General features: G+C 66.6%; 17 protein-coding genes and 1 pseudogene. 3 read left to right on the forward strand and 15 right to left on the reverse strand.

Annotation, left to right across the window (positions count from 1 at the left end; all coding sequences use genetic code 11):
- Positions 1-2 precede the first annotated feature (2 nt).
- The gene (locus ACVWWN_RS25565; RefSeq protein ID WP_457146339.1) at positions 3-566 is read left to right on the forward strand and encodes a DUF4190 domain-containing protein; all 564 of its coding nucleotides are present in this window, start codon (positions 3-5) and stop codon (positions 564-566) included.
- 5 nt (positions 567-571) lie between these two features.
- On the opposite strand, the gene ACVWWN_RS25570 is transcribed toward ACVWWN_RS25565, so the two are convergent.
- The 14 genes and pseudogenes from ACVWWN_RS25570 to ACVWWN_RS25635 form a co-directional block, all read right to left on the reverse strand.
- Positions 572-1,975 (reverse strand): bifunctional lysylphosphatidylglycerol flippase/synthetase MprF, encoded by a 1,404-nt coding sequence (locus tag ACVWWN_RS25570; protein WP_457146340.1) that lies wholly within the window; start codon positions 1,973-1,975, stop codon positions 572-574.
- Positions 1,976-2,004: 29 nt separating this feature from the next.
- A pseudogene (locus ACVWWN_RS25575) lies at positions 2,005-2,868 on the reverse strand (acyl-CoA thioesterase domain-containing protein); the annotation flags it as partial.
- Positions 2,869-2,878: 10 nt separating this feature from the next.
- A complete protein-coding gene (gene pyk / locus ACVWWN_RS25580; protein WP_457146341.1) occupies positions 2,879-4,297 on the reverse strand; it encodes a pyruvate kinase in 1,419 nt (472 codons plus the stop codon).
- Between the two features lie 27 nt (positions 4,298-4,324).
- Positions 4,325-5,833 (reverse strand): glutamate synthase subunit beta, encoded by a 1,509-nt coding sequence (locus ACVWWN_RS25585; RefSeq protein WP_457146342.1) that lies wholly within the window; start codon positions 5,831-5,833, stop codon positions 4,325-4,327.
- Positions 5,826-10,370: a glutamate synthase large subunit gene (gltB, locus tag ACVWWN_RS25590; RefSeq protein ID WP_457146343.1), complete on the reverse strand. Its 4,545-nt coding sequence runs from the start codon at positions 10,368-10,370 to the stop codon at positions 5,826-5,828. The genes ACVWWN_RS25585 and gltB overlap by 8 nt, the downstream gene beginning before the upstream one ends.
- 83 nt (positions 10,371-10,453) lie before the next feature.
- Positions 10,454-10,864, reverse strand: coding sequence for a DUF2752 domain-containing protein (locus ACVWWN_RS25595; RefSeq protein ID WP_457146344.1), 411 nt, complete (start codon positions 10,862-10,864; stop codon positions 10,454-10,456).
- Entirely contained in the window at positions 10,854-11,279 is a 426-nt protein-coding gene (locus tag ACVWWN_RS25600; protein ID WP_457146345.1) for an NINE protein, read from the reverse strand. Before ACVWWN_RS25600 ends, ACVWWN_RS25595 begins: the two co-directional genes overlap by 11 nt.
- Positions 11,280-11,309: 30 nt before the next feature.
- Complete coding sequence (locus ACVWWN_RS25605) at positions 11,310-12,737, reverse strand: HNH endonuclease signature motif containing protein (RefSeq protein WP_457146346.1); 1,428 nt, start codon at positions 12,735-12,737, stop codon at positions 11,310-11,312.
- A gap of 97 nt (positions 12,738-12,834) precedes the next feature.
- Positions 12,835-15,015: a prolipoprotein diacylglyceryl transferase gene (lgt, locus tag ACVWWN_RS25610; protein WP_457146347.1), complete on the reverse strand. Its 2,181-nt coding sequence runs from the start codon at positions 15,013-15,015 to the stop codon at positions 12,835-12,837.
- Entirely contained in the window at positions 15,012-15,800 is a 789-nt protein-coding gene (gene trpA, locus ACVWWN_RS25615; protein ID WP_457146348.1) for a tryptophan synthase subunit alpha, read from the reverse strand. Before trpA ends, lgt begins: the two co-directional genes overlap by 4 nt.
- On the reverse strand, positions 15,797-17,059 hold the full coding sequence (trpB, locus tag ACVWWN_RS25620) for a tryptophan synthase subunit beta (RefSeq protein ID WP_457146349.1): 1,263 nt from the start codon (positions 17,057-17,059) through the stop codon (positions 15,797-15,799). The genes trpA and trpB overlap by 4 nt, the downstream gene beginning before the upstream one ends.
- 3 nt (positions 17,060-17,062) lie before the next feature.
- Complete coding sequence (gene trpC / locus ACVWWN_RS25625; protein ID WP_457146350.1) at positions 17,063-17,881, reverse strand: indole-3-glycerol phosphate synthase TrpC; 819 nt, start codon at positions 17,879-17,881, stop codon at positions 17,063-17,065.
- A 93-nt stretch (positions 17,882-17,974) separates the two neighbouring features.
- On the reverse strand, positions 17,975-18,556 hold the full coding sequence (locus ACVWWN_RS25630) for a TIGR02234 family membrane protein (protein WP_457146351.1): 582 nt from the start codon (positions 18,554-18,556) through the stop codon (positions 17,975-17,977).
- On the reverse strand, positions 18,553-20,079 hold the full coding sequence (locus tag ACVWWN_RS25635; protein WP_457146352.1) for an anthranilate synthase component I: 1,527 nt from the start codon (positions 20,077-20,079) through the stop codon (positions 18,553-18,555). Before ACVWWN_RS25635 ends, ACVWWN_RS25630 begins: the two co-directional genes overlap by 4 nt.
- Positions 20,080-20,141: 62 nt before the next feature.
- On the opposite strand from ACVWWN_RS25635, the gene ACVWWN_RS25640 reads away from it, so the two are divergent.
- Positions 20,142-20,615, forward strand: a complete 474-nt coding sequence (locus ACVWWN_RS25640) for a peroxiredoxin (protein WP_457146353.1) — start codon at positions 20,142-20,144, stop codon at positions 20,613-20,615.
- Complete coding sequence (locus ACVWWN_RS25645; protein WP_457146354.1) at positions 20,615-21,415, forward strand: ABC transporter ATP-binding protein; 801 nt, start codon at positions 20,615-20,617, stop codon at positions 21,413-21,415. The genes ACVWWN_RS25640 and ACVWWN_RS25645 overlap by 1 nt, the downstream gene beginning before the upstream one ends.
- Here the strand turns inward: ACVWWN_RS25645 and ACVWWN_RS25650 are convergent.
- Entirely contained in the window at positions 21,412-22,401 is a 990-nt protein-coding gene (locus ACVWWN_RS25650) for an alpha/beta hydrolase (protein WP_457146355.1), read from the reverse strand. The two genes, ACVWWN_RS25645 and ACVWWN_RS25650, sit on opposite strands and share 4 nt — an antisense overlap.
- Positions 22,402-22,406: the final 5 nt, after the last annotated feature.

Raw genomic sequence — 22,406 nt, forward strand, 5'->3', positions numbered from 1 at the left:
GCATGAGCGAACCGGACAACACCGAGACGCCGCGGCCGGCCTATCCCCCGCCCCCGCCGCTGCCCCAGTACGGGGCGCCCCAGTACGGCGCGCCCCAGTACGGCGCGCCTCAATATGGCGCATACTCCGGCGGCTACCCGCCGCCACCTCCACAGCCATATTCGGGATGGGCGCCGCCCCCCACCGTGCCCAAGAACGGATTGGGCGTGGCCGCCCTGGTGATCGCGATCATCGGGCTGGTGTTCTGCTGGTCGGTCATCGGCGGTGTCATCCTCGGGATCGCCGCGGTGATCATCGGGTTCGTGGCACGCGGCAGGGTCAAGCGCGGTGAGGCCACCAACGGCGGCGTGGCCATCGGCGGGATCGTACTGGGGTTCCTCGCGATCATCGTTTCGCTGGTCTTCATCGTGATCTGGGTCGGGATGTTCGATGAGGTGGGCGGGAACGACTACGTCGATTGCGTGTCCAAGGCGGGCTCCGATCAGCAGGCGATTCAGCAGTGCGCCGATCAATTCCGTGAACGCGTCGAAGATCAGTTCAGCGTCACCCGGACTCCCACGCGCTGAACGCCTCAGGCGGTAAGGCGACGACGCCTGGGCACGAATTCGAGCGACAGCAGCACGACGAGCAGCGGCAGAATCTGCGTCAGCGACGCCACCACGTAGCGACGGTCGCCGAGTGCATGGAATTTGCGCAGGTAGCGGTAGAGCGACTCCAGCGCGATCAACGCGTCACCGAGGTGGATCGCGGTGAAGGCCAGACCGGAGAGCTTGCCGCGGTTCGTGTCGGTGAAAATCTCAGGGAACGCCGCGAACGCCAGTGACAATCGCTGCGCGCGCTGCTCTTTGGCCCACTGGATCATGTCGACCGACAGCCGCTCGTCGATGCCGTTCGGGGCCCCGGGCCGGCGCCACGGCACATCGAGGCTGACCTCCGTGCCCCGCCCCGCGGTGGCGTAGCGGTGGAATCCCTGTACCCGGCCGTCCCTGTCCCGGGCGATGATCAGCTGGATGCCGGGATACCGCCCCTCGAGCGCGCCATCGAGGCACATCGAGAAGCCGCGTTCCGTGTGCGCGCCGCTGGGCGAGGCCAGCAGCACCTCGGTGAGTTCCGCGAGTAGTCCGTCGTCCAGCCCCTGTTCGGACACGACCTCGGTGGTGACACCGACGTTGCGCGTGCGCTGTACCGCCTGGCGCAGGTTGCGGTATTTGCGACCGACCATCTCGAAGTTCGCGACGTCGATCACCACATCTCGGCCGATCGGCACCGGCCGCAGTGACTGACCGAGCAAGGTGGCGTCGGCCCACAGATCCAGCCGGCGGTGGCTGCAGCCCAGCACCACGATGCGCCAGCCGCGGGTGTGGCACATCACCGCGAAGTCGGCGACCAGCTCGGCGAAACGGGTGTCGTCACCGACGGGGTCGCCGCTGACCACCGCGTAACCCAGCCGGGTGCGGTACGCGATGGCCGCCGCGCCGTCGGCGGTGAAGTGGTAGCACTTGCGTTCCTGCATTGCGAACGGTGCGAGCGGATCACCCGTCGTGGCGTTCACCAGGGCCCAAACACGGGGCAGATCAAGCGGATTCGGCCGCGCGGTCGTCGGGCACATCAACACCGCACCGGCCGAGATGATCAGCATGTTGCCCGGCAGGTCGTAAACCATTAGATGCGCACCGAGTCCGGCCAGCACGGCGACCAAAGCCAACCAGGCGTGCGCGGCCGTGACGGGTCGACCGAGGAAGATGCCGCGGGCGATGCACGCCACCGCGATGAGCAAGGTCAGCAGCCACGCCAGCCGGCCATCGGTCTGCCAGTCGGCGTGCCGGTGATCTCGCGCCAGCACCGCGATCAGCCAACAGAACAGGCTGAGTACCGACAGGGCGCCCATCCACCGAGCGGCAGGCGAATCGACGTGGGCGACCACCCGCTCGCGCGCCCGCAACCTGGGAGCAAAGTTGACGTGGCTTTGGTCCACAACGCAAATTTTACGCCGAAAGCTATGTGTTTCCCCGGGAAGTACTTGACGATCCCCTCTTGCACGACCGTTGCCAGCAACCGGCCCGATCGGTCGAAGAAGTGTCCTGTACCCAGACCGCGGGAGTCCGCAGCAACCGGCGAGGTGGTCGAATACAGCACCCATTCGTCGAACCGCATTGGGCGGTGAAACCATACCGAGTGGTTCATGGTCACGGCGAATATCCGGTCGTATCCCCAGGACAGCCCGTGGGTGGTGATGATCGAGTCGAGCACGGTGGTGTCGGATGCGTATACGAGCGCCGCGTTGTGCAGTACCCGGTCGTCCGGCATCGCGCCCTCGGTTCTCATCCATACCCGGTTGTGGCTGAGCCGCTCGCCCTTGTCACGCATCACCCACGATGGATCGTTGGTGTAGCGCCAGTCGATCGGGCGCAACGCGTTGACGAAATGCGGGACCACTGCCTCGTAGCCCTTCAACAGGTCGTCGACGGGTGGCACGGATTCGGGATCGACGAAGTCGGGCGGCGGCTGGATCGAGTGCTCGATCCCGCGGCCGCCGGACAGATAGGAGATCATCGCCGTGGTCAGCAACTCACCGTTCTGCATCACGTCGACGCGACGGTTGGCGAAGCGGCGCTCGTCGCGCAACCGGACCACCCGGAACTCGAGGTCCTTGTCCGGATCGCCGCCCGCGATGAAATGCACCGATATCGCGGCCGGCGGCAACTTCTCCGAAACCGTGCGACTGCCCGCGACGAAAGACTGGGCCATCATCTGACCACCGAATGTCCGGATCGGGTTCCGGCTTGGGTGCGAACCGATGAAGGTGTCGTCGTCTATTCGGTTGAGGTCGAGTATCGCCAGCAGCTCGTCAAAATCTGCCGTTGCCACTCAGTTCTCCCTAGACGTCATCCTCGCCGATCCGGTGTACATGGATCAGATTGGTGGAGCCTACTGTGCCCGGAGGAGCACCGGCGACGATGACCACCAGTTCTCCCCGCTTGTAACGGCCGAGGCTGAGCAGCGATTCGTCGACCTGCCGGATCATGCCGTCCGTGGTCAGGATGTGCGGCACGATGAACGTTTCGGTGCCCCAGGTCAGCGCAAGTTGGCTGCGAACCTCCGGTAACGAGGTGAACGCCAGCACAGGCAACGGGGTGTGCAGCCGGGCCAGCCGGCGCACGGTGTCTCCCGACTGCGTGTAGGCCACCAGCGCCTTGGCGTCCAGGCGTTCGCCGATGTCGCGGGCCGCGTAGGAGATGACGCCGCGCTTGGTGCGCGGCACGTGCGTCAGCGGCGGGACGACGACCGAATTCTCCTCGACCGCATGGACGATGCGCGCCATCGTCTTGACGGCCTCCAGGGGATACTTGCCCACCGACGTCTCGCCGGAGAGCATCACCGCATCGGCGCCGTCGAGAACCGCGTTGGCCACGTCGGACGCCTCGGCGCGCGTCGGCCGCGAGTTCTCGATCATCGACTCCAGCATCTGGGTGGCGACGATGACCGGTTTGGCGTTCTCCCTTGCCATTTGGATAGCGCGCTTCTGCACCAGCGGCACTTCCTCGAGCGGAAGCTCCACACCGAGGTCGCCGCGGGCCACCATGATGGCGTCGAAGGCGAGCACGATCGCCTCGAGGTTGTCGATGGCCTCGGGCTTCTCGAGCTTGGCGGTGACCGGCACCCGACGGCCGACGCGATCCATCACCTCGTGCACGAGCTCGATGTCGGCCGGTGAGCGCACGAACGACAGGGCGACCAGGTCGACGCCGAGCCTCAGCGCGAACTCGAGGTCCTCGATGTCCTTCTCCGACAGCGGCGGGGCCGACACGTTCATGCCAGGCAGCGACATGCCCTTGTTGTTGCTGACCGGGCCGCCTTCGGTGACCCGGCAGACGACGTCGTTTCCGTCGATCTGCTCGACCGTGAGGCCGATGTTGCCGTCGTCGACCAGGACTCGGTCTCCCGGCTTGGCGTCCTCGGCCAGCCGCTTGTACGTGGTCGAAACCCGATCGTGGGTGCCCTCACAGTCCTCGACGGTGATCCGCACGATCTGGTCCTTGACCCAGACGGTCGGTCCCGCCGCGAACCGACCGAGCCGGATCTTGGGTCCCTGCAGGTCGGCGAGGATGCCGACGGCATGCCCGGTCAGGTCCGAGGCGGCCCGAACCCGCTTGTAGTTGGCCTGGTGGTCGGCGTAATCGCCATGGCTGAAGTTGAGTCGAGCGACGTCCATTCCGGCCTCGACCAGTGCGCGCACAGCCTCATCGGTGCCGGTGGCCGGACCCAGGGTACAGACGATCTTTCCGCGTCTATTCACGTCTGCTGAGCATAGTCGCGAATCGATTCAGACGACGGCCAGTGGGAGGGCTCCAGGCCTGACCGGCGCGGGAAGATCGGATTCACCCATCAGATAGGCGTCGACGGCATGGGCGGCACTGCGGCCTTCTGCGATCGCCCAGACGATCAGGGAGGCGCCACGGTGAGCGTCGCCACAGACGAACACGCCGGGCGCATCGGTCTGCCAGTCCGAACCGCAGGCCACCGCACCGCGTCGATTGAGCGTGAGGCCCAGGTCGTCGAGCAGCGGCATCCGCTCGACGCCGTCGAAGCCGATCGCCAGCAGCGCCAACTCGCAGGGAATCTCCAGCGAGGCGCCCACGGGTGTGATCCGTCGGCGGCCGTCGGCGTCGCGCTCAACTTTCACTTCGGCGATCTCCACCGCCCGGATGTGACCGTGGTCGTCACCGAGGAACCGCTGCACGGCGACCTCGTAGCGGCGGGCACCGCCCTCGGCGTGGGCCGGCGACAGACGGGTACGAAGCACGACCGGCCACATCGGCCATGGTGCGCGAGACTCGTCACGGTACTCGGGTGGTTCGGGGTTGTAGTCGAGCTGCGTCACGGAGGTCGCACCCTGACGGTGTGCGGTGCCGAGGCAATCGGCGCCGGTGTCTCCGCCGCCGATGATCACCACGTGTTTGTCCTTGGCGGAGATGGGGCTGGGCCCGTCGCCTTCACATTCCTTGTTGGCGGGCACCAGATGGTCCATCGCAAGGTGCACACCCGTCAGGTGACGGCCTTCCACGTCGTTGTCGCGGGCCCGTAGCGCACCGACGGCAAGCACCACGGCGTCGTACTGCTGCCGCAATCGCTCCACCGGAAGGTCGACGCCGACCTCGGTCTCGGTGACGAAACGCGTCCCCTCCGCCCGCATCTGGGCCAGCCGCTGGTCGAGGGTGGTCTTCTCCAGCTTGTACTCGGGGATGCCGTAGCGCATCAACCCGCCGATGCGGTCGTCGCGTTCGTAGACTGTCACCTCATGGCCGGCGCGGGTGAGTTGTTGTGCCGCAGCCAGTCCCGCCGGGCCTGAGCCGACGATCGCGATGCGCTTGCCGGTGGTGATGGCGGCAGGCTGCGGTTCGACGACGCCGTCCATCCAGGCCTGGTCGGCGATCGACTGCTCGATGCGCTTGATGGTGACACTGCCGCCGGTCCGTTCTTCGGCGATGGACAGCACACAGGCGGCCTCGCACGGCGCCGGGCAGAGCCTGCCGGTGAACTCCGGGAAGTTGTTGGTCGCGTGCAGGCGATCGCTGGCGGCGTCCCAGCGGCCACGCCTGACAAGGTCGTTCCACTCCGGAATCAGGTTGCCCAGCGGACAGCCTGCAGTTCCGGAGTGACAGAACGGAATTCCGCAGTCCATGCAGCGGCGTGCCTGCTGGGAGACCTCGCCGGCACGCTCGCGCGGATCCTGAAGTTCGTAGACCTCGCGCCAGTCGCCGACACGCTCGTCGACCGGACGTTTGGCCACCTCGACCCTGCGAACCTCGAGGAATCCGTGCGGTTCAGCCACGGCTGGCCTCCATGATCGCGGTGTCGACATCACGGCCGTCGGCCTTGGCCATCCGGCTGGCCTCCAGGACGCGCTGGTAGTCGGTCGGCATGACCTTGGTGAACTGCGCACTGCGCCTCGGCCAGTCCGACAGCAGCGAGATCGCCACCGTGCTGCGGGTGTGCTGTGCGTGCCTGGCGACGACGTCGCGCAGCCATGCGAGATCCTCCGGTTCGAGGCGCTGCAGTGCGACCATCTCCGTGTTGACCCGCCTGCGCTCCAGACCGAGGACGAACGCGATACCACCGGACATTCCGGCCGCCAGGTTCCGGCCGGTCTTGCCGAGCACCACGACCCGCCCTCCGGTCATGTATTCGCATGCGTGGTCGCCGACGCCCTCGACGACGGCCAGCGCGCCGGAATTGCGAGCGCAGAAGCGTTCTCCGACCCGTCCGCGCAGATAGACCTCGCCGGATGTGGCACCGTAGAGCAGGGTGTTTCCGGCGATGACGTTGTCCTCCGGCAGGAACAACACATCGTCCTGGGGCTTGACGATAATGCGGCCGCCCGAAAGACCCTTCCCGACATAGTCGTTGGCGTCACCGATGAGCTCCAGCGTGATGCCGGGCGGGAGGAACGCCCCGATGGACTGGCCCGCGGATCCGGTCAGGGTGACGTGGATGGTGTCGTCGGGCAGGCCCTGGCCGCCGTAACGCCGGGTCACCTCGGAGCCGAGAAGGGTTCCGACGGTGCGGTTGACGTTGCGCACAGGCAGTTCGAGTCGCACGGGGTGGGCGTCCTCGAGTGCCCCCTCGGCAAGCTGTATGAGGGTCCGGTCGAGGGCCTGGTCGAGCCCGTGGTCCTGAGCCCTGAGTCGCCTGCGCTGCGTGAGTCTGGCGCCGTGGGCATCGGTGGGCACGGCGAAGACCGGCGTGAGGTCCAGACCGCGGCTTTTCCAGTGCGCGACGCCCATGTCGGTGTCGAGCATCTCGGCGTGTCCGACCGCCTCGTCGATGCTGCGGAATCCCAGCTCGGCGAGGTAGCGGCGGATGTCTTCGGCAATGAACCGGAAGTAGTTCTCCACGAACTCCGGCTTGCCGTTGAACCGGCCGCGAAGCTCGGGGTTCTGGGTGGCCACCCCGACGGGGCAGGTGTCGAGATGGCAGACCCGCATCATGATGCAGCCGGAGACCACCAGCGGCGCGGTGGCGAAGCCGAATTCCTCGGCGCCGAGCAGCGCGGCGACGATGACGTCGCGGGCGGTGCGCATCCCACCGTCGCACTGCACGGTGATGCGGTCGCGCAGGCCGTTGAGCACGAGGGTCTGCTGCGCGTCGGCCAGGCCGATCTCCCACGGCACGCCCGCGTGTTTGAGCGAGGTGAGCGGTGCGGCACCGGTGCCCCCGTCGTATCCGGAGATCAGCACGACATCGGCATGCGCCTTCGACACTCCGGCCGCGACCGTGCCGACACCCACCGAGCTGACCAGTTTGACGTGGATCCGGGCCTGTTCGTTGGCGTTCTTGAGGTCGTGGATCAGCTGCGCCAGGTCCTCGATCGAGTAGATGTCGTGGTGCGGCGGTGGCGAGATGAGGCCGACGCCGGGTGTCGAGTGGCGTGTCTTGGCGATGTTCGGATACACCTTGTAGCCCGGAAGCTGTCCGCCCTCACCAGGTTTGGCTCCCTGCGCCATCTTGATCTGGATGTCCGTGGCATTCACCAGGTAGTCGCTGGTGACACCGAACCGGCCGGACGCCACCTGCTTGACCGCGCTGCGCCGCCGCGGGTCATAGAGCCGGTCGACATCCTCGCCGCCCTCCCCCGAATTCGACCGCGCACCAAGGTTGTTCATCGCGATGGCCATGGTCTCGTGGGCCTCGGCGGAGATCGACCCATAGCTCATCGCTCCGGTGTTGAACCGGGTGACGATGGAGTCGACGGGCTCGACCTCGTCGAGCGGAACCGGCGGTCGCAAGTCCTTCTTGAATTCGAACAGGCCCCGTAGGGCTCCCCCCTCTCTCGAGAGGCGATCCACTTCGGCGGAGTATTCCGCGAAGATGTCGTGGCGAGCGGTCCGGGTCGAATGTTGCAGCAAGAACACCACTTCCGGAGTAAACAGATGAAGCTCGCCTTCGCGGCGGAATGCGTATTCACCGCCGACCTCGAGGCGGCGGTGAACGCGTTCAGTCGGATTCTCCGGATACGCGCGACGATGCCGGAGTTTGACTTCCTCGGCGATGACACCGAGCCCGATACCGCCGAGCTGGGTGGGCGTGCCGGTGAAATACTCGTCGATGACGTCTCTGTCGATGCCGACCGCCTCGAACGCCTGCGCGCCGGTATAGGACGCGACGGTCGAGATCCCCATCTTGCTCATCACCTTCATCACGCCCTTGCCGAGCGCCTTGAGATAGTTGCGAACGGCGGCGGCCGGGTCGATGCCGGTGAGTTCGCCCTCGCGGATGAGGTCTTCGATGGACTCGAAGGCCAGGTAGGGGTTGACGGCGGCGGCGCCGAAGCCGATGAGCATGGCGATGTGGTGGACTTCGCGGGCGTCGCCGCTTTCCACCACCAGCGCGACGGTGGTGCGCTCCTTGGAGCGCACCAGGTGGTGATGCACGGCCGAGACCGCCAGCAGTGACGGGATGGGCGCCTTGGTGTGGTCGGAGTCACGGTCGGAGATGACCAGTGTCCGTGCGCCCTTGGCGATGGCATCGCAGGCTCGGTGCCTCAGTTCCTCGAGGGCGTCGGCGAGGCCTTCCTCGCCGCGTTCGACGTCGTAGAGGGCGCGGAGCACAGCGGTCTTGAGGCCCGGATGCTCGCCGTCGTCGTTGATGTGGACGATCTTGTTCAGTTCGTCGTTGTCGAGCACAGGCCTGCGCAGCACGATCTGCCGGCAGGACGCCGCGGTCGGTTCGAGCAGGTTCTGTTCGGGTCCCATCACCCGGGCCATCGAGGTGACCACTTCCTCGCGGATGGCGTCCAACGGTGGGTTGGTCACCTGAGCGAAGAGTTCGACGAAGTAGTCGTAGAGGAGCTTGGACCGTTGGGAGAGAACCGCGGTGGGGGTGTCGGTGCCCATGGAGCCCAGGGGTTCGACGCCGGACGCGGCCATCGGGGTGAGCAGAATGCGGAGATCTTCCTCGGAGTAGCCGAAGGCGATCTGACGTCGCACCACGGACTCGTGGTTGGGTTGGACGCGAACGCGGTCGGGCAGAGTCTTGAGGTCGAGAAGGCCGGCGTGCAGCCACTCTCCGTACGGTTCCTGGGTGGCCAGGCCTTCTTTGATCTCGTCGTCGGAGATGATGCGGCCGGCGGCGGTGTCGATCAGGAGCATCTTGCCGGGCTGCAGGCGCCCTTTCGCGACGATCTCGGCGGACGGCACGTCGAGCACACCACTCTCGCTGGCCAGGATGATTCGGTCGTCGATTGTGCGCCACCAGCGTCCTGGCCGTAATCCGTTGCGGTCCAGCACCGCTCCGACGAGGGTGCCGTCGGTGAAGGTGACACATGCCGGGCCGTCCCACGGCTCCATCAGCGAAGCGTGGAACTGCCAAAACGCGCGTTCGGCGGAGTCCATCGTAGTGCTGTTCTCCCACGCCTCCGGAATCATCATGAGCACGGCGTGCGGAAGGCTTCGACCACCGAGGTGCAGGAGTTCCAGCACCTCGTCGAAGGACGCGGAGTCGGATGCTTCGGGCGTGCAGATCGGTGACAGTCGGCTGAGATCGCCAGGAATCTTCGGGCCGGCGAGCATGGCCTCGCGGGCGTGCATGCGGTTCCGGTTACCGCGGACGGTGTTGATCTCACCGTTGTGCGCGACGAAGCGGAACGGATGCGCCAGCGGCCAGGACGGAAAGGTGTTGGTGGAGAATCGGCTGTGCACAATCGCGATCGCGCTGCGGCAGCGTTCGTCACGCAGGTCCGGAAAGTATTGGGGTAGTTGCATTGTGGTGAGCATGCCCTTGTACACCATGGTCCTGGCGGACAGCGACGGGAAGTAGACGCCGGTCTTCTCGGCCCGCTTGCGTAGCGGGAAGACACGGCGGTCGAGGTCGACGCCACCATCGCTGTGCGGCGCCGTCACGAACAGTTGCGCCATATATGGCATGCATCCCAGCGCAGTCATGCCGATGTCGGCACCGTCCGGGTCGGTCGGCACCTCACGCCAGCCGAGTACCTCCAGCCCTTCGTCCTCCGCGATGGCTTCGACCTGTTCGTAGGCGCCGGTGCGCGCGACGGGATCCTGCGGCAAAAAGCAGATGCCCGCGGCGAAGGTGTTGGCGCCGTCGGCAGTTGGTGGCGGCAGTTCGAAGGCGACGACGTCGCGAAGAAGTTCGACGGGAAGTTGAATGAGGATGCCAGCACCGTCGCCGCTGTTCGGTTCGGCACCGGCGGCGCCGCGGTGTTCGAGGTGCTCCAGGGCGATGAGCCCGTCGGCGACGATGCCGTGCGACCGACGGCCCTGGATATCGGTAATCATGGCAACGCCGCAGGAGTCCGACTCATTTTCGGGGTCGTACAGGCCCTGGGATTCGGGAAATGCCGAGAACAGCATGGAGAGGCACCTCGCAGTCCTGGGAAAAGCTGATCCGGGACTGCACCGGCCCGGTTGTCGAGTGTATCAGCGGGGCCGCGGAGCTACCCGTCGAGAAGTGTCGGGACCAGCGGGAACCCGGGAATGTTTCGAACGACAGTCCAGGTGACGGCGGCGACAACCACGATGACGACCGCGGGCGCAGGCATCATCGGCTTCCGTAGACGCCAGCGCACGACGATCCATGCGAGCAGCATCGGCAGACCGGCGAGCAGGAAAACGTTGTCGACGACTGCCGCGCCGAGGTCGCCGTGTAGAAGGTCGTGGGTCATCCGAAGACCGCCGCAAGCCGGGCAATTCAGTCCCGTCAACGCCTTGAAAGGGCATACGGGAAACACAAAGCCGCGCCGGTGCGGATCACCGAGTCCGACATAAGTGAGGCTGCCCGCGAGAACGGCACCCGAGCCAAGTGCCCCATACAGCCGTCCGCGGCCGGCGGTGGCGTTAAGTGCCATCGCGTAGAGGACGCCCCTCTGGGTCCCGGACCTTGTCGGTGAGCATCATCACTGCGTCGATGATGCCCCAGATGACGGCGCCGATGCCGCAGGTGATCAGACCCACGACGAGTTGCGCGACACCGAGCCCGGTGTAGCCGAGGTAGATGCGCCCGATGCCCACGAGGCCGAACAATCCGAGTAACTGCAGCAGCCCTGCCACGACCTTCGACTTGTCGGACAGCGGCTCACCCGTCATGGGATGCCGACCGAAGGGTGCGGCCGGGTCCATGTATGCCGAGGGATACTGACCCGGCGGAGGCCCATACTGGCCCGGCGGAGGTGGGTACTGGCCCGGCGGTGGATATCCCGGCTGCTGAGAGGGCGGTGGATACGGGTTTCCACTCTCATTGCCACTGAACTGCGGCTCGGTCATGGCACCCAGCATGCCAGAACCGCTGGCTTGCTAGAAGGGTGGTGGTTCGTAGGTGGCGGCGAGCCAGGCTTGGCGTTGTCGTTGCTCTTCGGCGATGAGTTCGGTTCTCTGGCGGCGTTCTTCGGTGATGCGGTCGCGGCGGTCCTGCTCGCGGGTACGCCTGCGCTTCGGCATCATCACCGCGCGATAAGGACTCGGATCATTCGTCACCGGGACGGGAAGCTGCCCGGTGGGCTGCGCGAGCGTCGGAAACAGCACCCCACCGTGCGCCTCGGTGGCATAGGTGTGGCCGCTGGGAGAGGTGAAAATGACTGTCCCATCGGGCAACTGCTGATCTTTCCAGCCGCCGGGCCCGCTGAAGAACGTCTTGATCAAATGATCGGTGCGGCAATACAACTTCAGACCCGAAGCATGAGTCGGGCCCGCCGGATACGGCACCGTATGGTCGATATCGCAGCGCTCGGCCGGTTTGTCACAGCCCGGCCACCGACACGTCAAATCCCGCCAACGAATAAAGTCGGCCAACCCCGCCGACGGCCGGTACCTCGGCTCCGCATCTCCGTTGGGCAACACCACCTGCTGCAGCTTGGCCGACTTAGCCACCTCCCGCACCGACTCGGCCGGCAAGATACCGAAGCCCGGCAGGTATCCCGGCTGATCACTCGTGCCATCGAGCGTGGCCTGCTCGGCCAGCACATGAATCACCGCATCAGCGACCGCTTTGTGCTCGGCGACCGCCGGGCAATCTGCGGCCCCGCACTGACACGCCAGCCGCTCCTCGAGCCGGCCCAACGCCCCGCAGGCATCGGCCCGACGCTGCTCCTTGGTCCGCGGATCGTTGTCGCACACGCTGGCGGCCAACGCATCGAGCCGCTTGTCGAACGCCGCCGCGTCAGGGGCATGGATGTTGGCCCAGATCCCCGCCATCCGCATGGTGGTCTCCCCCACCTCGACATAGCGGTTGTCACCGATCTTCGAAGGCACCCGCACCGCGGCCGGGTCGAACTTGGTTACCCACAGATCCACCCGATCCTGCAGTTTCGGGCCCGACATTCGCATCCACCGGCTCGCATGCGCAGCCAACGCGGCATCCAGGCGCGCGATCACCTCGTCATCCTCGACATTCTCGGTGCGATTGATGATCGTCAACACCATCCGGAAGTCGATCACACCACCGGCGAACACCTTCGCGACCTCGGGCAGCCTGTCGCGCAGCACCCGAGCGTAATGAATCTGCCCCGCCGCGCGGCCTCGCGAGATCTTCAGAGCCGCCGAGACCTCCGCGGCAACCTCATCGTGTGGGTCCGTCCGCCAGAAGATCGACTCCGCCAACTCGCGGGTCCGCAGCGCATCGAGCTGCCCGATCGCAGCGAAGCGGCGCGCGGTCGCCGCCGACTCCTCCCGGTAAGCAGCCGCCATCGCATCGATAGCTGCCGCACCCGTCGGACCTTCGAACATACTTTCGATCATATTCTGCCAACCGACAGAACATGCAGTTTGGAGCGCTGCCCTGTGGATAAAACTGTGACTGTGGATAACCCGTGTGGAGCGGGTATCAGCGCCTACGACGATTGCGCAGCCAGCGTCGGACGAGACCACCCGACGGTTCCGGTACGGCTAGCTGGACGGTCGCCGGGGATTCGGGAGCCGCCTCGGCCTCGCTCTCAGCGGCGACTTCCTCCGCCTCTCCCACGGCCTCGGGCGCCTCGACCTCGGCCTCAACCTCGGGTTCTGCGGGCTCGTCTTCGGCGGCCACCCCATCGGCTACCGCCTCGCCAGCCGGGCCCGCGGCCTCGCTCTCAGCGGCGACCTCCTCCGCCTCTCCCACAGCCTCGGGCGCCTCAACCTCGGCCTCAACCTCGGGCACTGCGGGCTCGTCTTCGGCGGCCACCTCAACGGCTACCGCCTGAGCCTCATCGGTGGCCTCCACTGCGGCTTCATGCACCTCGGGAGCGGCCTCCTGGGCCTCGACGGCACGCTCGCCCTCGACCGGACCGACACCACTTACGGCGGAATCAGCTTCGTCACGGGCTGCCGCGAAATCCTCGGCCTCAGTGATGTCCTCGCCCGGAGCCTCGGCGACGGCGGCCGCCGGCTTCTTCTCGGCTTCGGGTTCCGCAGGCTCGCCCTCGGCCGCCACCTCATCGGCTACAGCCTCAGCCTCATCGGTGGCCTCCAACGCGGCTTCATGAACCTCGGGAGCAGCCTCCTCGGCCTCAACGGCATCCTCGCCCTCAACCGCCTCAACGCCGGCCTCAGGCTTCTCCTCAGCCGCGGGTTCCGCCGGCTCGCCCTCGGCCGCCACCTCATCGGTTACAGCCTCAGCCTCATCGGTGGCCTCCACCGCGGCTTCATGAACCTCGGGAGCAGCCTCCTCGGCCTCAACGGCATCCTCGCCCTCAACCGCACCGACACCACCTACCGCCGAGTCAGCTTCCGCACCGGCTGCCGCGAATTCCACCGCCTCGGCGATGTCCCCGGCCGGAGCCTCGGCGACCTCCTCGGCGAGTTCCTCCGCCTCGACAGCGGCCTCGGGCTTCTTATCGACTTCGGGTTCTGCGGGCTCCTCGGCTTCGGCCGCCGATTCATCGGGCTCAGGCTCGTCTGCGCCGTCGTCACCTTCGGCCGCGAACTCCTCGGCCTCCTCAAGGCTGTCCGCCGGCACACCTGCGACGTCGGCGCCCATCTCCTCGGCCGAGAGTTCTGCCTTGGATTCGGGCTCGTCGGCATCACCCGCGGCCTTCGCGTCTTCATCCTCAGCGTCGCCGGCAGCCTTCGCCGCCGCGACCAGGCCGGTCGTCGCGCCGACGGCAGAGAGCTCCTTGACGATCTCCTCGACGGAGGACCCGTCGTCCTCGACTTCGTCATCCTTCGGCTTGCCACGCAGCGTCGCGGGATCCTCACGTCCCTTCGGCGCAACCATGATGTAGACGACCGCGCCGATGAACACCAGCATCGACGTGAACGAATTGACCCGGATGCCGTCGATGTGGGTGGCGTCGTCGACGCGCATCAACTCGATCCAGAACCGTCCGAGGCAGTAACCCGCCACATACGTCGCGAACAGGCGACCATGGCCGATCTTGAATCGCCGGTCGATCCAGATCAGTGCCGCGAAAACCAACAGATTCCAGATCAATTCGTACAAGAAGGTGGGGTGGACGTACTGCAGCACCTCCCCTGTCGAGACACCGTTCAGATTGTCGACAGCACCGCTGGCGTCCCTGCGCTCGTAGATCTTCAGCGCCCATGGCACTGTCGTGGGGCCGCCGTACAGTTCCTGGTTGAAATAGTTGCCGATTCGCCCGATCGCCTGCGCCAGAATGATGCCCGGCGCGATGGCGTCGCCGAATGCAGGCAGAGGTATCCCCCGGCGGCGGCACGCTATCCACGCGCCAACGCCGCCGAGCGCGACCGCGCCCCAGATACCCAGGCCGCCGTCCCAGATCCGCAGCGCACCGACGAGCCCCGCACCGCCTTCGCCGAAGTACCGCCACCAGTCGGTGATGACGTGGTACAGCCGTCCGCCGATCAGGCCGAAGATCACGGGCAGCAGCGCGATGTCGTAGACGGCGCCTTCCTGGCCGCCCCGGGCCACCCAACGCCGGTCGCCGATCATGATCGCCGCCACGATGCCGACGATGATGAACAGCGCATACGCCCTGATCGGTACCGGGCCGAGATGCCAGACGCCCTGTGCGGGGCTGGGTATCGCGGCCAGAATTGTCGTCGTCACGCAGTAATCCTCTGCCGCACGCCATCAGCGAGTTCCTTGGTCAACGACCGGACCGCCGGAATGCCTTCTTTGAGCGCCGAAACCAGCGCCGATCCGACGATCACGCCGTCAGCATAGGCGCCGATCTGCGCTGCCTGTTCACGCGACCGCACGCCCAACCCGACACCGACGGGGATGTCCGAGACGGCTTTCACGCGTGTCACCAGTGTGGGGGCCGCGACCGACACCGCATCGCGTGCGCCCGTCACCCCCATGGTCGATGCAGCGTAGACGAACCCGCGCGACGCCTCGATCGTCATCGCCAACCGCTCCGGGGTCGACGACGGCGCCACCAGGAAGATCCGGTCCAGGTCGTGGGCATCGGACACCTGCAGCCACTCGCCGGCTTCGTCGGGGATCAGATCCGGTGTGATCATACCGAGTCCGCCCGCCGATGCCAGGTCGCGTGCGAAGGTGTCAATTCCGCGGTGCAGCACCGGGTTCCAGTAGGTCATCACAACCGCGTGCCCGCCGGCCTTGCTGATGGCCTCAACCGCCGCCAGCGTGTCCCGCACCCGCACGCCACCGCGCAGGGCTGCGTCGGCGGCCGCCGCGATGGTGGGACCGTCCATACCGGGATCGGAGTACGGGATACCGACTTCGATTATGTCGCAACCCGATTCCACCAACGCCGTCATCGCGCTGATCGACGTCGGCACGTCGGGGAATCCCGTCGGCAGGTAGCCGATCAGCGCGGCCCTCCCCTCGGTACGGCACGACCCGAAAAGACTCGCCAGCCGGCTCATGACGCGTCATCCCCGAGCAGGCCGAACCATCTGGCAGCCGTCTCCACGTCCTTGTCACCACGTCCCGACAGATTCACCAGAATGAGTCCGCCCGGACCCAGCTCAAGGCCCAGCTTCAGGGCACCGGCGACCGCGTGCGCCGATTCGATGGCCGGGATGATGCCTTCGGTCCGGCACAGCAGAGAGAACGCGTCCATTGCCTCGGTGTCGGTGATCGGTCGATACTCCGCGCGACCAAGGTCCTTCAACAAAGCGTGCTCGGGACCAACACCCGGATAGTCCAGACCCGCTGAGATCGAATGAGATTCGATGGTCTGGCCGTCCTCGTCCTGCAACAGGTAGGAAAACGAACCCTGGAAGGCACCCGGTGAACCACCCGTGAAAGTTGCCGCGTGGCGCCCGGTTTCGACCCCGTCACCGGCCGCCTCGAAGCCCACCAGCCGGACACCCGGATCATCGATAAATGCGTGGAAGATGCCGATCGCGTTCGAACCGCCGCCCACGCACGCGGTGACGACGTCAGGAAGCCGGCCGGCCTGGTCCTGGATCTGCACCCGGGACTCCAGGCCGATCACCCGCTGGAAGTCGCGGACCATCATCGGGAAGGGATGCGGTCCCGCGGCGGTGCCGAAGCAGTAGTACGTGTTGTCCGCGTTGGTGACCCAGTCGCGAAATGCCTCGTTGATGGCATCTTTGAGCGTCTTCGATCCGGCCTCGACCGACACCACCTCGGCGCCGAGCAGCCGCATCCGCGCCACATTCAGTGCCTGCCGCGCGGTGTCGATGGCCCCCATGTAAATGATGCATTCGAGACCGAGCAGCGCACACGCCGTCGCCGTCGCCACCCCGTGCTGGCCGGCGCCCGTCTCGGCGATGACGCGTGTCTTGCCCATCTGCCGCGCCAGCAGCGCCTGCCCCAGCACGTTGTTGATCTTGTGGGATCCGGTGTGGTTGAGGTCCTCTCGTTTCAAGAAGATCCGTGCGCCACCGGCGTGCTGAGCCAGCCGCGACGCCTCATACATCGGCGACGGCCGCCCACTGTAGTGCCGTTGCAGCCGGTCCAGCTCATCGAGGAAAGTCTGGTCGCCGCGCGCCTTCTCGTATGCGGAGGTGACCTCCTCGATGACAGCCATCAACGCTTCGGCGACGAATCGCCCTCCGTACACACCGAAATGGCCGCGCGCATCGGGATCGTGGCTGGTGGGCTCCGCGACGGCCGCGCTAGAACGCGGCAACTCCGGACCGGCGAGGTCGGCCACGTCTCAGCGTGCGGGTTTCGGGCACGAAGGATGCGTGCCTGCGGTGACCAAATCGGCAACGGCGCTACGGGGATCGCCACTGGTGACCAGTCCCTCGCCGACCAGAACCGCGTCGGCGCCCGCTCCCGCGTATGCGAGCAGATCGGCCGTCCCGCGCACACCTGACTCCGCGATCCGGATGACATTGCTCGGCAGGCCCGGCGCGATGCGGGCGAAGCAGTCCCGATCGACGTTCAGCGTCTTGAGATCGCGGGCGTTCACACCGATCACCGAGGCGCCCGCCTGCAACGCACGATCCGCCTCTCCCTCGGTATGCACCTCGACAAGCGCCGTCATTCCCAGCGACTCGGTGCGCTCCAGCAGAGCCTCGAGTACCGGCTGTTCCAGCGCCGCGACGATCAACAGGAGCATGTCGGCGCCATGCGCACGGCCCTCGTGAATCTGGTACGGACGGACGATGAAGTCCTTGCGCAGCACCGGAATTGACACCGCTGCGCGCACCGCGTCCAGATCATCGAGCGAGCCGTTGAAGCGGCGCTGCTCGGTCAGTACGGAAATGATTCGCGCACCGCCGTCTTCGTAGGCGCTCGCCAGCCTCGCCGGATCGTCGATCGCCGCCAGTTCACCGCGCGATGGGCTGGCCCGTTTCACCTCGGCGATCACGCCGATGCCCGGTGCCCGCAGGGCGGCCATCACGTCCAGCGGCGGCGGCGCATCCTTCGCCATCCCCTTGATCTCCGTCAGGCTGATGACGGCCTCGCGAGCGGCAACGTCGGCACGAACTCCGTCGATGATGGAGTCGAGCACGGTTGCCGAACTCATAAGCCGTCTTATCCCTTCCGGTGCCTGCAAGTCCCAACGCAACTATCGTCAACGATCTTCAACGAAGGGTAACCGCCACGGCTGCATCGCCTGTCACCGCCCCTTGTTGTCCGGATCGGTCGGGTCCCGACCCTCGTCGAGCGCGTCCCAGATCGCCCGTTCCGACGTCGGAGCGGCATCCTGCAGGGGCTGCCCGGCCCCTCGGCGGGCGAAGCGGTCCGTCTCCGGCCTGGGTTTTGCCGACGACCGCAGCAACAACACCGCACCGACAAGCGTTCCTATCGCGGCCGCCAGAGCGATGATCGCGCCGCCGTAATGCCGCTGCGTGCCCGTCAGCTCGGTCAACGGCACCCGTGCCAGTTCGGCCGCGCGGGCGCCGACGTCGCGGATCACCCACAACCCGATCGCCAGGTAACCCATCACCGCGCTCATCGCGGCCACCACGAACGCCAGCAGCCTCAATCGCCAGCCACGCACGGCGAGCGGCGCGATGGCGGCCGCAGCCAGTAGGTACGTGATCGCCGTGAGGGCCGCCGCCCACGAACCTCCGCTCAATGCGGTGGTCTTGGGCTGGCCGAGCCCGTCGAACGACTGCACCTCGACCCACACCATTCGGGACGCCCCCCACAGTGCGGCCGCGGAAATGAGCAGCAGTAATTGGCCGATCCGGGTCATGGCTCGGTCAGGGTCTCCGCCGCGGCGATCGCGTTGAGCACAGCCCTGGCCTTGTTGGCCGCCTCCCGGTATTCGTACGGACCATTCGAATCCGCCACGACTCCCCCGCCGGCCTGCACGTATGCGGTCCCGTTGCGCATCAGCGTGGTCCGGATCGCAATGGCGAAGTCGGCGTCACCCGCGAAATCCAGGTAGCCCAGCACGCCGCCGTACACGCCGCGGCGGGTCTTCTCGACCTCCTCGATCAGCTGCATCGCCCGCACCTTGGGTGCGCCCGACAGCGTGCCCGCCGGGAAGCAGGCCGTCACCGCGTCGAGCGCCGTCTTGCCGTCGGCGAGCAGGCCCGTCACGGTCGATACGAGGTGCATGACGTGGCTGTAGCGCTCGATGTGGCTGTAGTCCTCGACGCGGACCGTGCCCGGCTGACAGACCCGGCCCAGGTCGTTGCGGCCCAGGTCGACCAGCATCAGGTGCTCGGCGCGTTCCTTGTCATCGGACAGCAGTTCCTTCTCGAGCAGGAGGTCCTCCTCCTCGGTCTCCCCACGCCACCGCGTGCCGGCGATGGGATGGGTCGTCGCACGGCCGTCCTTCACCGTGACCAACGCCTCCGGACTGGACCCGACGATGGAAAAGTCAAGTCCACCAGCACTATTCGGCACATTGAGCAGATACATGTACGGACTCGGGTTGGTTACCCGCAGCATGCGGTACACGTCGAGCGGATCGGCGTCGGTGTCCATCTCGAAGCGCTGCGACGGCACCACCTGGAACGCCTCGCCCGCCTCGATGTCGCCGACAAGCTTGTCGACGATGGCGGTGTATTCCTCCAGGCTGCGCTGCGCGCGGTGCACCGGCTCGGGCCTGCTGAACGTCGCGACCGTGGACGGCAGATACTCACCGAGCGCTGCCGTCATCACGTCGAGACGGGCCACGGCGTCGTCATAGGCCCAATCCACGCGCTCATCGGTGCCGTTCCAGTTCACCGCGTTGGCGACGAGCGTGATCGTCCCCTCGTGATGGTCGACCGCGGCGATGTCGGTCGCCAGCAGCAGCAGCATGTCCGGCAGGCCCAGGTCGTCGACGGCCAGCTCGGGCAGCCGCTCGAGCCGTCGCACCATGTCGTAGGTGAAAAAACCCACCAGGCCACCCGACAGCGGGGGGAGCCCCGGCATCGGTTCTGTTTGAAGCAGCTCCAGCGTGGCGCGCAGCGCCCGCAGTGGGTCGCCTCCGCCCGGCGCATCCTGCGGCGTGACGCCCAGCCAGACCGCCTCGCCGTCACGCACTGTCAATGCCGACGGCGCGCCCGCGCCGATGAACGACCATCGCGACCACGACCGGCCGTTCTCCGCCGACTCCAGCAAGAAGGTGCCGGGGCGGTTGGCGGCGAGCTTGCGATACGCGGACAGCGGGGTCTCGCTGTCGGCGAGCACTTTGCGCGTCACCGGCACCACAAGATGCTCGGCGGCCAGCGCTCGGAAGTCCTCGCGCGAGGTGGTGATCGCGAGGTCTGCGGTGGTTTGCACCGAACAATCCTCCCAGAGTGCAATCAAAAGGCGGGCATCAAGTCAGGCGTAGCGTAAGCACGGTGACATCTCTACAACGGGGCGACCAGGTGGCGGAGTTCGAACTGCCAGACCAGACCGGCGCCGTGCGAAGCCTCACCGCTCTGCTCGCCGACGGCCCCATCGTGCTGTTCTTCTATCCGGCGGCGATGACACCCGGGTGCACGAAGGAGGCCTGTCATTTTCGCGACCTGGCGTCGGAATTCGCCTCGGTCGGCGCCGGCCGCGTCGGCATCAGCACCGATGCCGTCGACAAACAGGCCAAGTTCTCCGAGCAGCAGAGCTTCGACTATCCGCTGCTGTCCGATGCCAATGGCAAGGTCGCCGCGCAGTTCGGCGTCAAGCGTGGACTGCTCGGCAAGCTGATGCCCGTCAAGCGCACCACATTCGTGATCGACACGGACCGCACCGTGCTCGACGTCATCGCCAGCGAGTTCAGCATGGACACCCACGCCGACAAGGCGCTGGAGGTGCTGCGGCAACGTCAGTCCGCGTGATGGCGCCGGTTCTGGAGCTGGCGGATGTGACCTTCCGCCGCGACGGCAAGCAGATCATCGACGGTATCTCACTCAAAGTGAACGCGGGTGAGCACTGGGCCCTGCTCGGACCCAACGGTGCGGGCAAGAGCACACTGCTGGGGTTCTGCGCCGCGGTCACCTTCCCCACGTCGGGCACCGTGCACATCCTCGGCTCCCAGATGGGCAGGGTTGACCTCGCCGCGTTACGGCGGCTGATCGGCCACGTCAATCCTCGTCATCGGCTGCAGTATTCGCTCACCATCCGCGAGGTGGTGCTGACGGGGATCACCGCCACCATCGACATTCCGATGCACTGGTCGCCCACCGCGGCCGACCGCGACCGCGCCGACGCGATGATCGCCGCGGTCGGACTGTCGCACAAGGCCGACAATGTCTGGCCGACCCTGTCACAGGGTGAACGAGGCCGCACTCTGATTGCGCGGGCACTCATTTCGGACCCCAAGCTGTTGTTGCTCGACGAACCCACCACCGGGCTCGACGTCGCCGCGCGCGAGCAGCTGTTGGAGACCATCGACTCCCTCGACGACACACACCCCGAGGTGGCGTCGATCCTGGTCACCCACCACCTCGAGGAATTGCCGACAACCACCACCCATGCGCTGCTGATCTCGGAGGGACGCACGGTGGCCAGCGGTCGGGCACGTGACACGGTGACCACCGACAACGTCACCACCGCATTCGCCCACCCCGTCGTGGTCGGCTACGACGAGGGCCGCTGGACGGCACGCGCCAAGGCGACGCGCATCATCGACGTTTAGCTCAGATAAGTCTTCAGCCAGTCGGTCATGCCGCGCCGGAAGTCCAGCATCGCAGGCGCTTTGGGGGCGACAGTATCCGCGCCGTGATACATCCCCGGTACGGCGACGAGTTGGCACGGGACGCCGCTGGCCTTCAGCGCCTCTGCGTAGTCGACGTCCTCGTCGTAGAAAAGATCGAGGTCACCGACTCCGATCCAGGCCGGCGCCAGGCCGGCCAGGTCTTTACGCCGCGCAGGTGCGGCGTACTCGGGTGCGTCCGACAAGCGCGGCTCGCGTCCCAGGTAGGCGGTCCACCCGAACCGGTTCGCCGCGGGTGTCCACCCGAACCGGCCCCGGCCCGCATGGTCGTCCTGCAGTGCGGTGCGGTCGTCGAGCATCGGATACGCCAGTACCTGTGCGCGCAAGCTGATTGCCTCGTCGTGGCTGCGCTGTGCAACCGCGGCCGCCAGGCCGCCACCCGCGCTTCCGCCGACGACCGCGATCCGATCCGGGTCGATGCCGAGTTCGACAGCGTGGTCGCGCATCCATCGCAGCGTCGCCATACAGTCGTCGAGGCCAGCGGGGAAAGGGTTCTCCGGCGCCAGCCGATAGGCCGGGGACACCACAACGGCACCGAGTTCGCGCGCCAGGCGTCCTGCGCCCATCGCCTCGAATTGGGGACTGCCGACGGTCATCCCGCCGCCGTGAATCCACAGCACTGCCGGCGCGACCGAATCCCGCCGGACAGGTGTGGTGATAAGCACGCGCACCGTCGGCACGCCGACGTAGCGCTCGGTGACTCTGACATCGGGACCCGACCGGTTCGGCACGCTGTAGACCAATCGGATGACGGGCAATGTGCGGTGGGTCATCGGATACGTGGTGAACGGCAGGAGTGGGTTGCGCAACTCGGCAGGCACCGCCGCGAGGGCGTCCCACATCGACATGTAGCGGCGAGCCGCCACCGCACCAATGCCCAGAACGGCAACTGCGACAAGCTTCTTCACGCGGG

It is taken from the genome of Mycobacterium sp. URHB0021, from assembly GCF_054057895.1.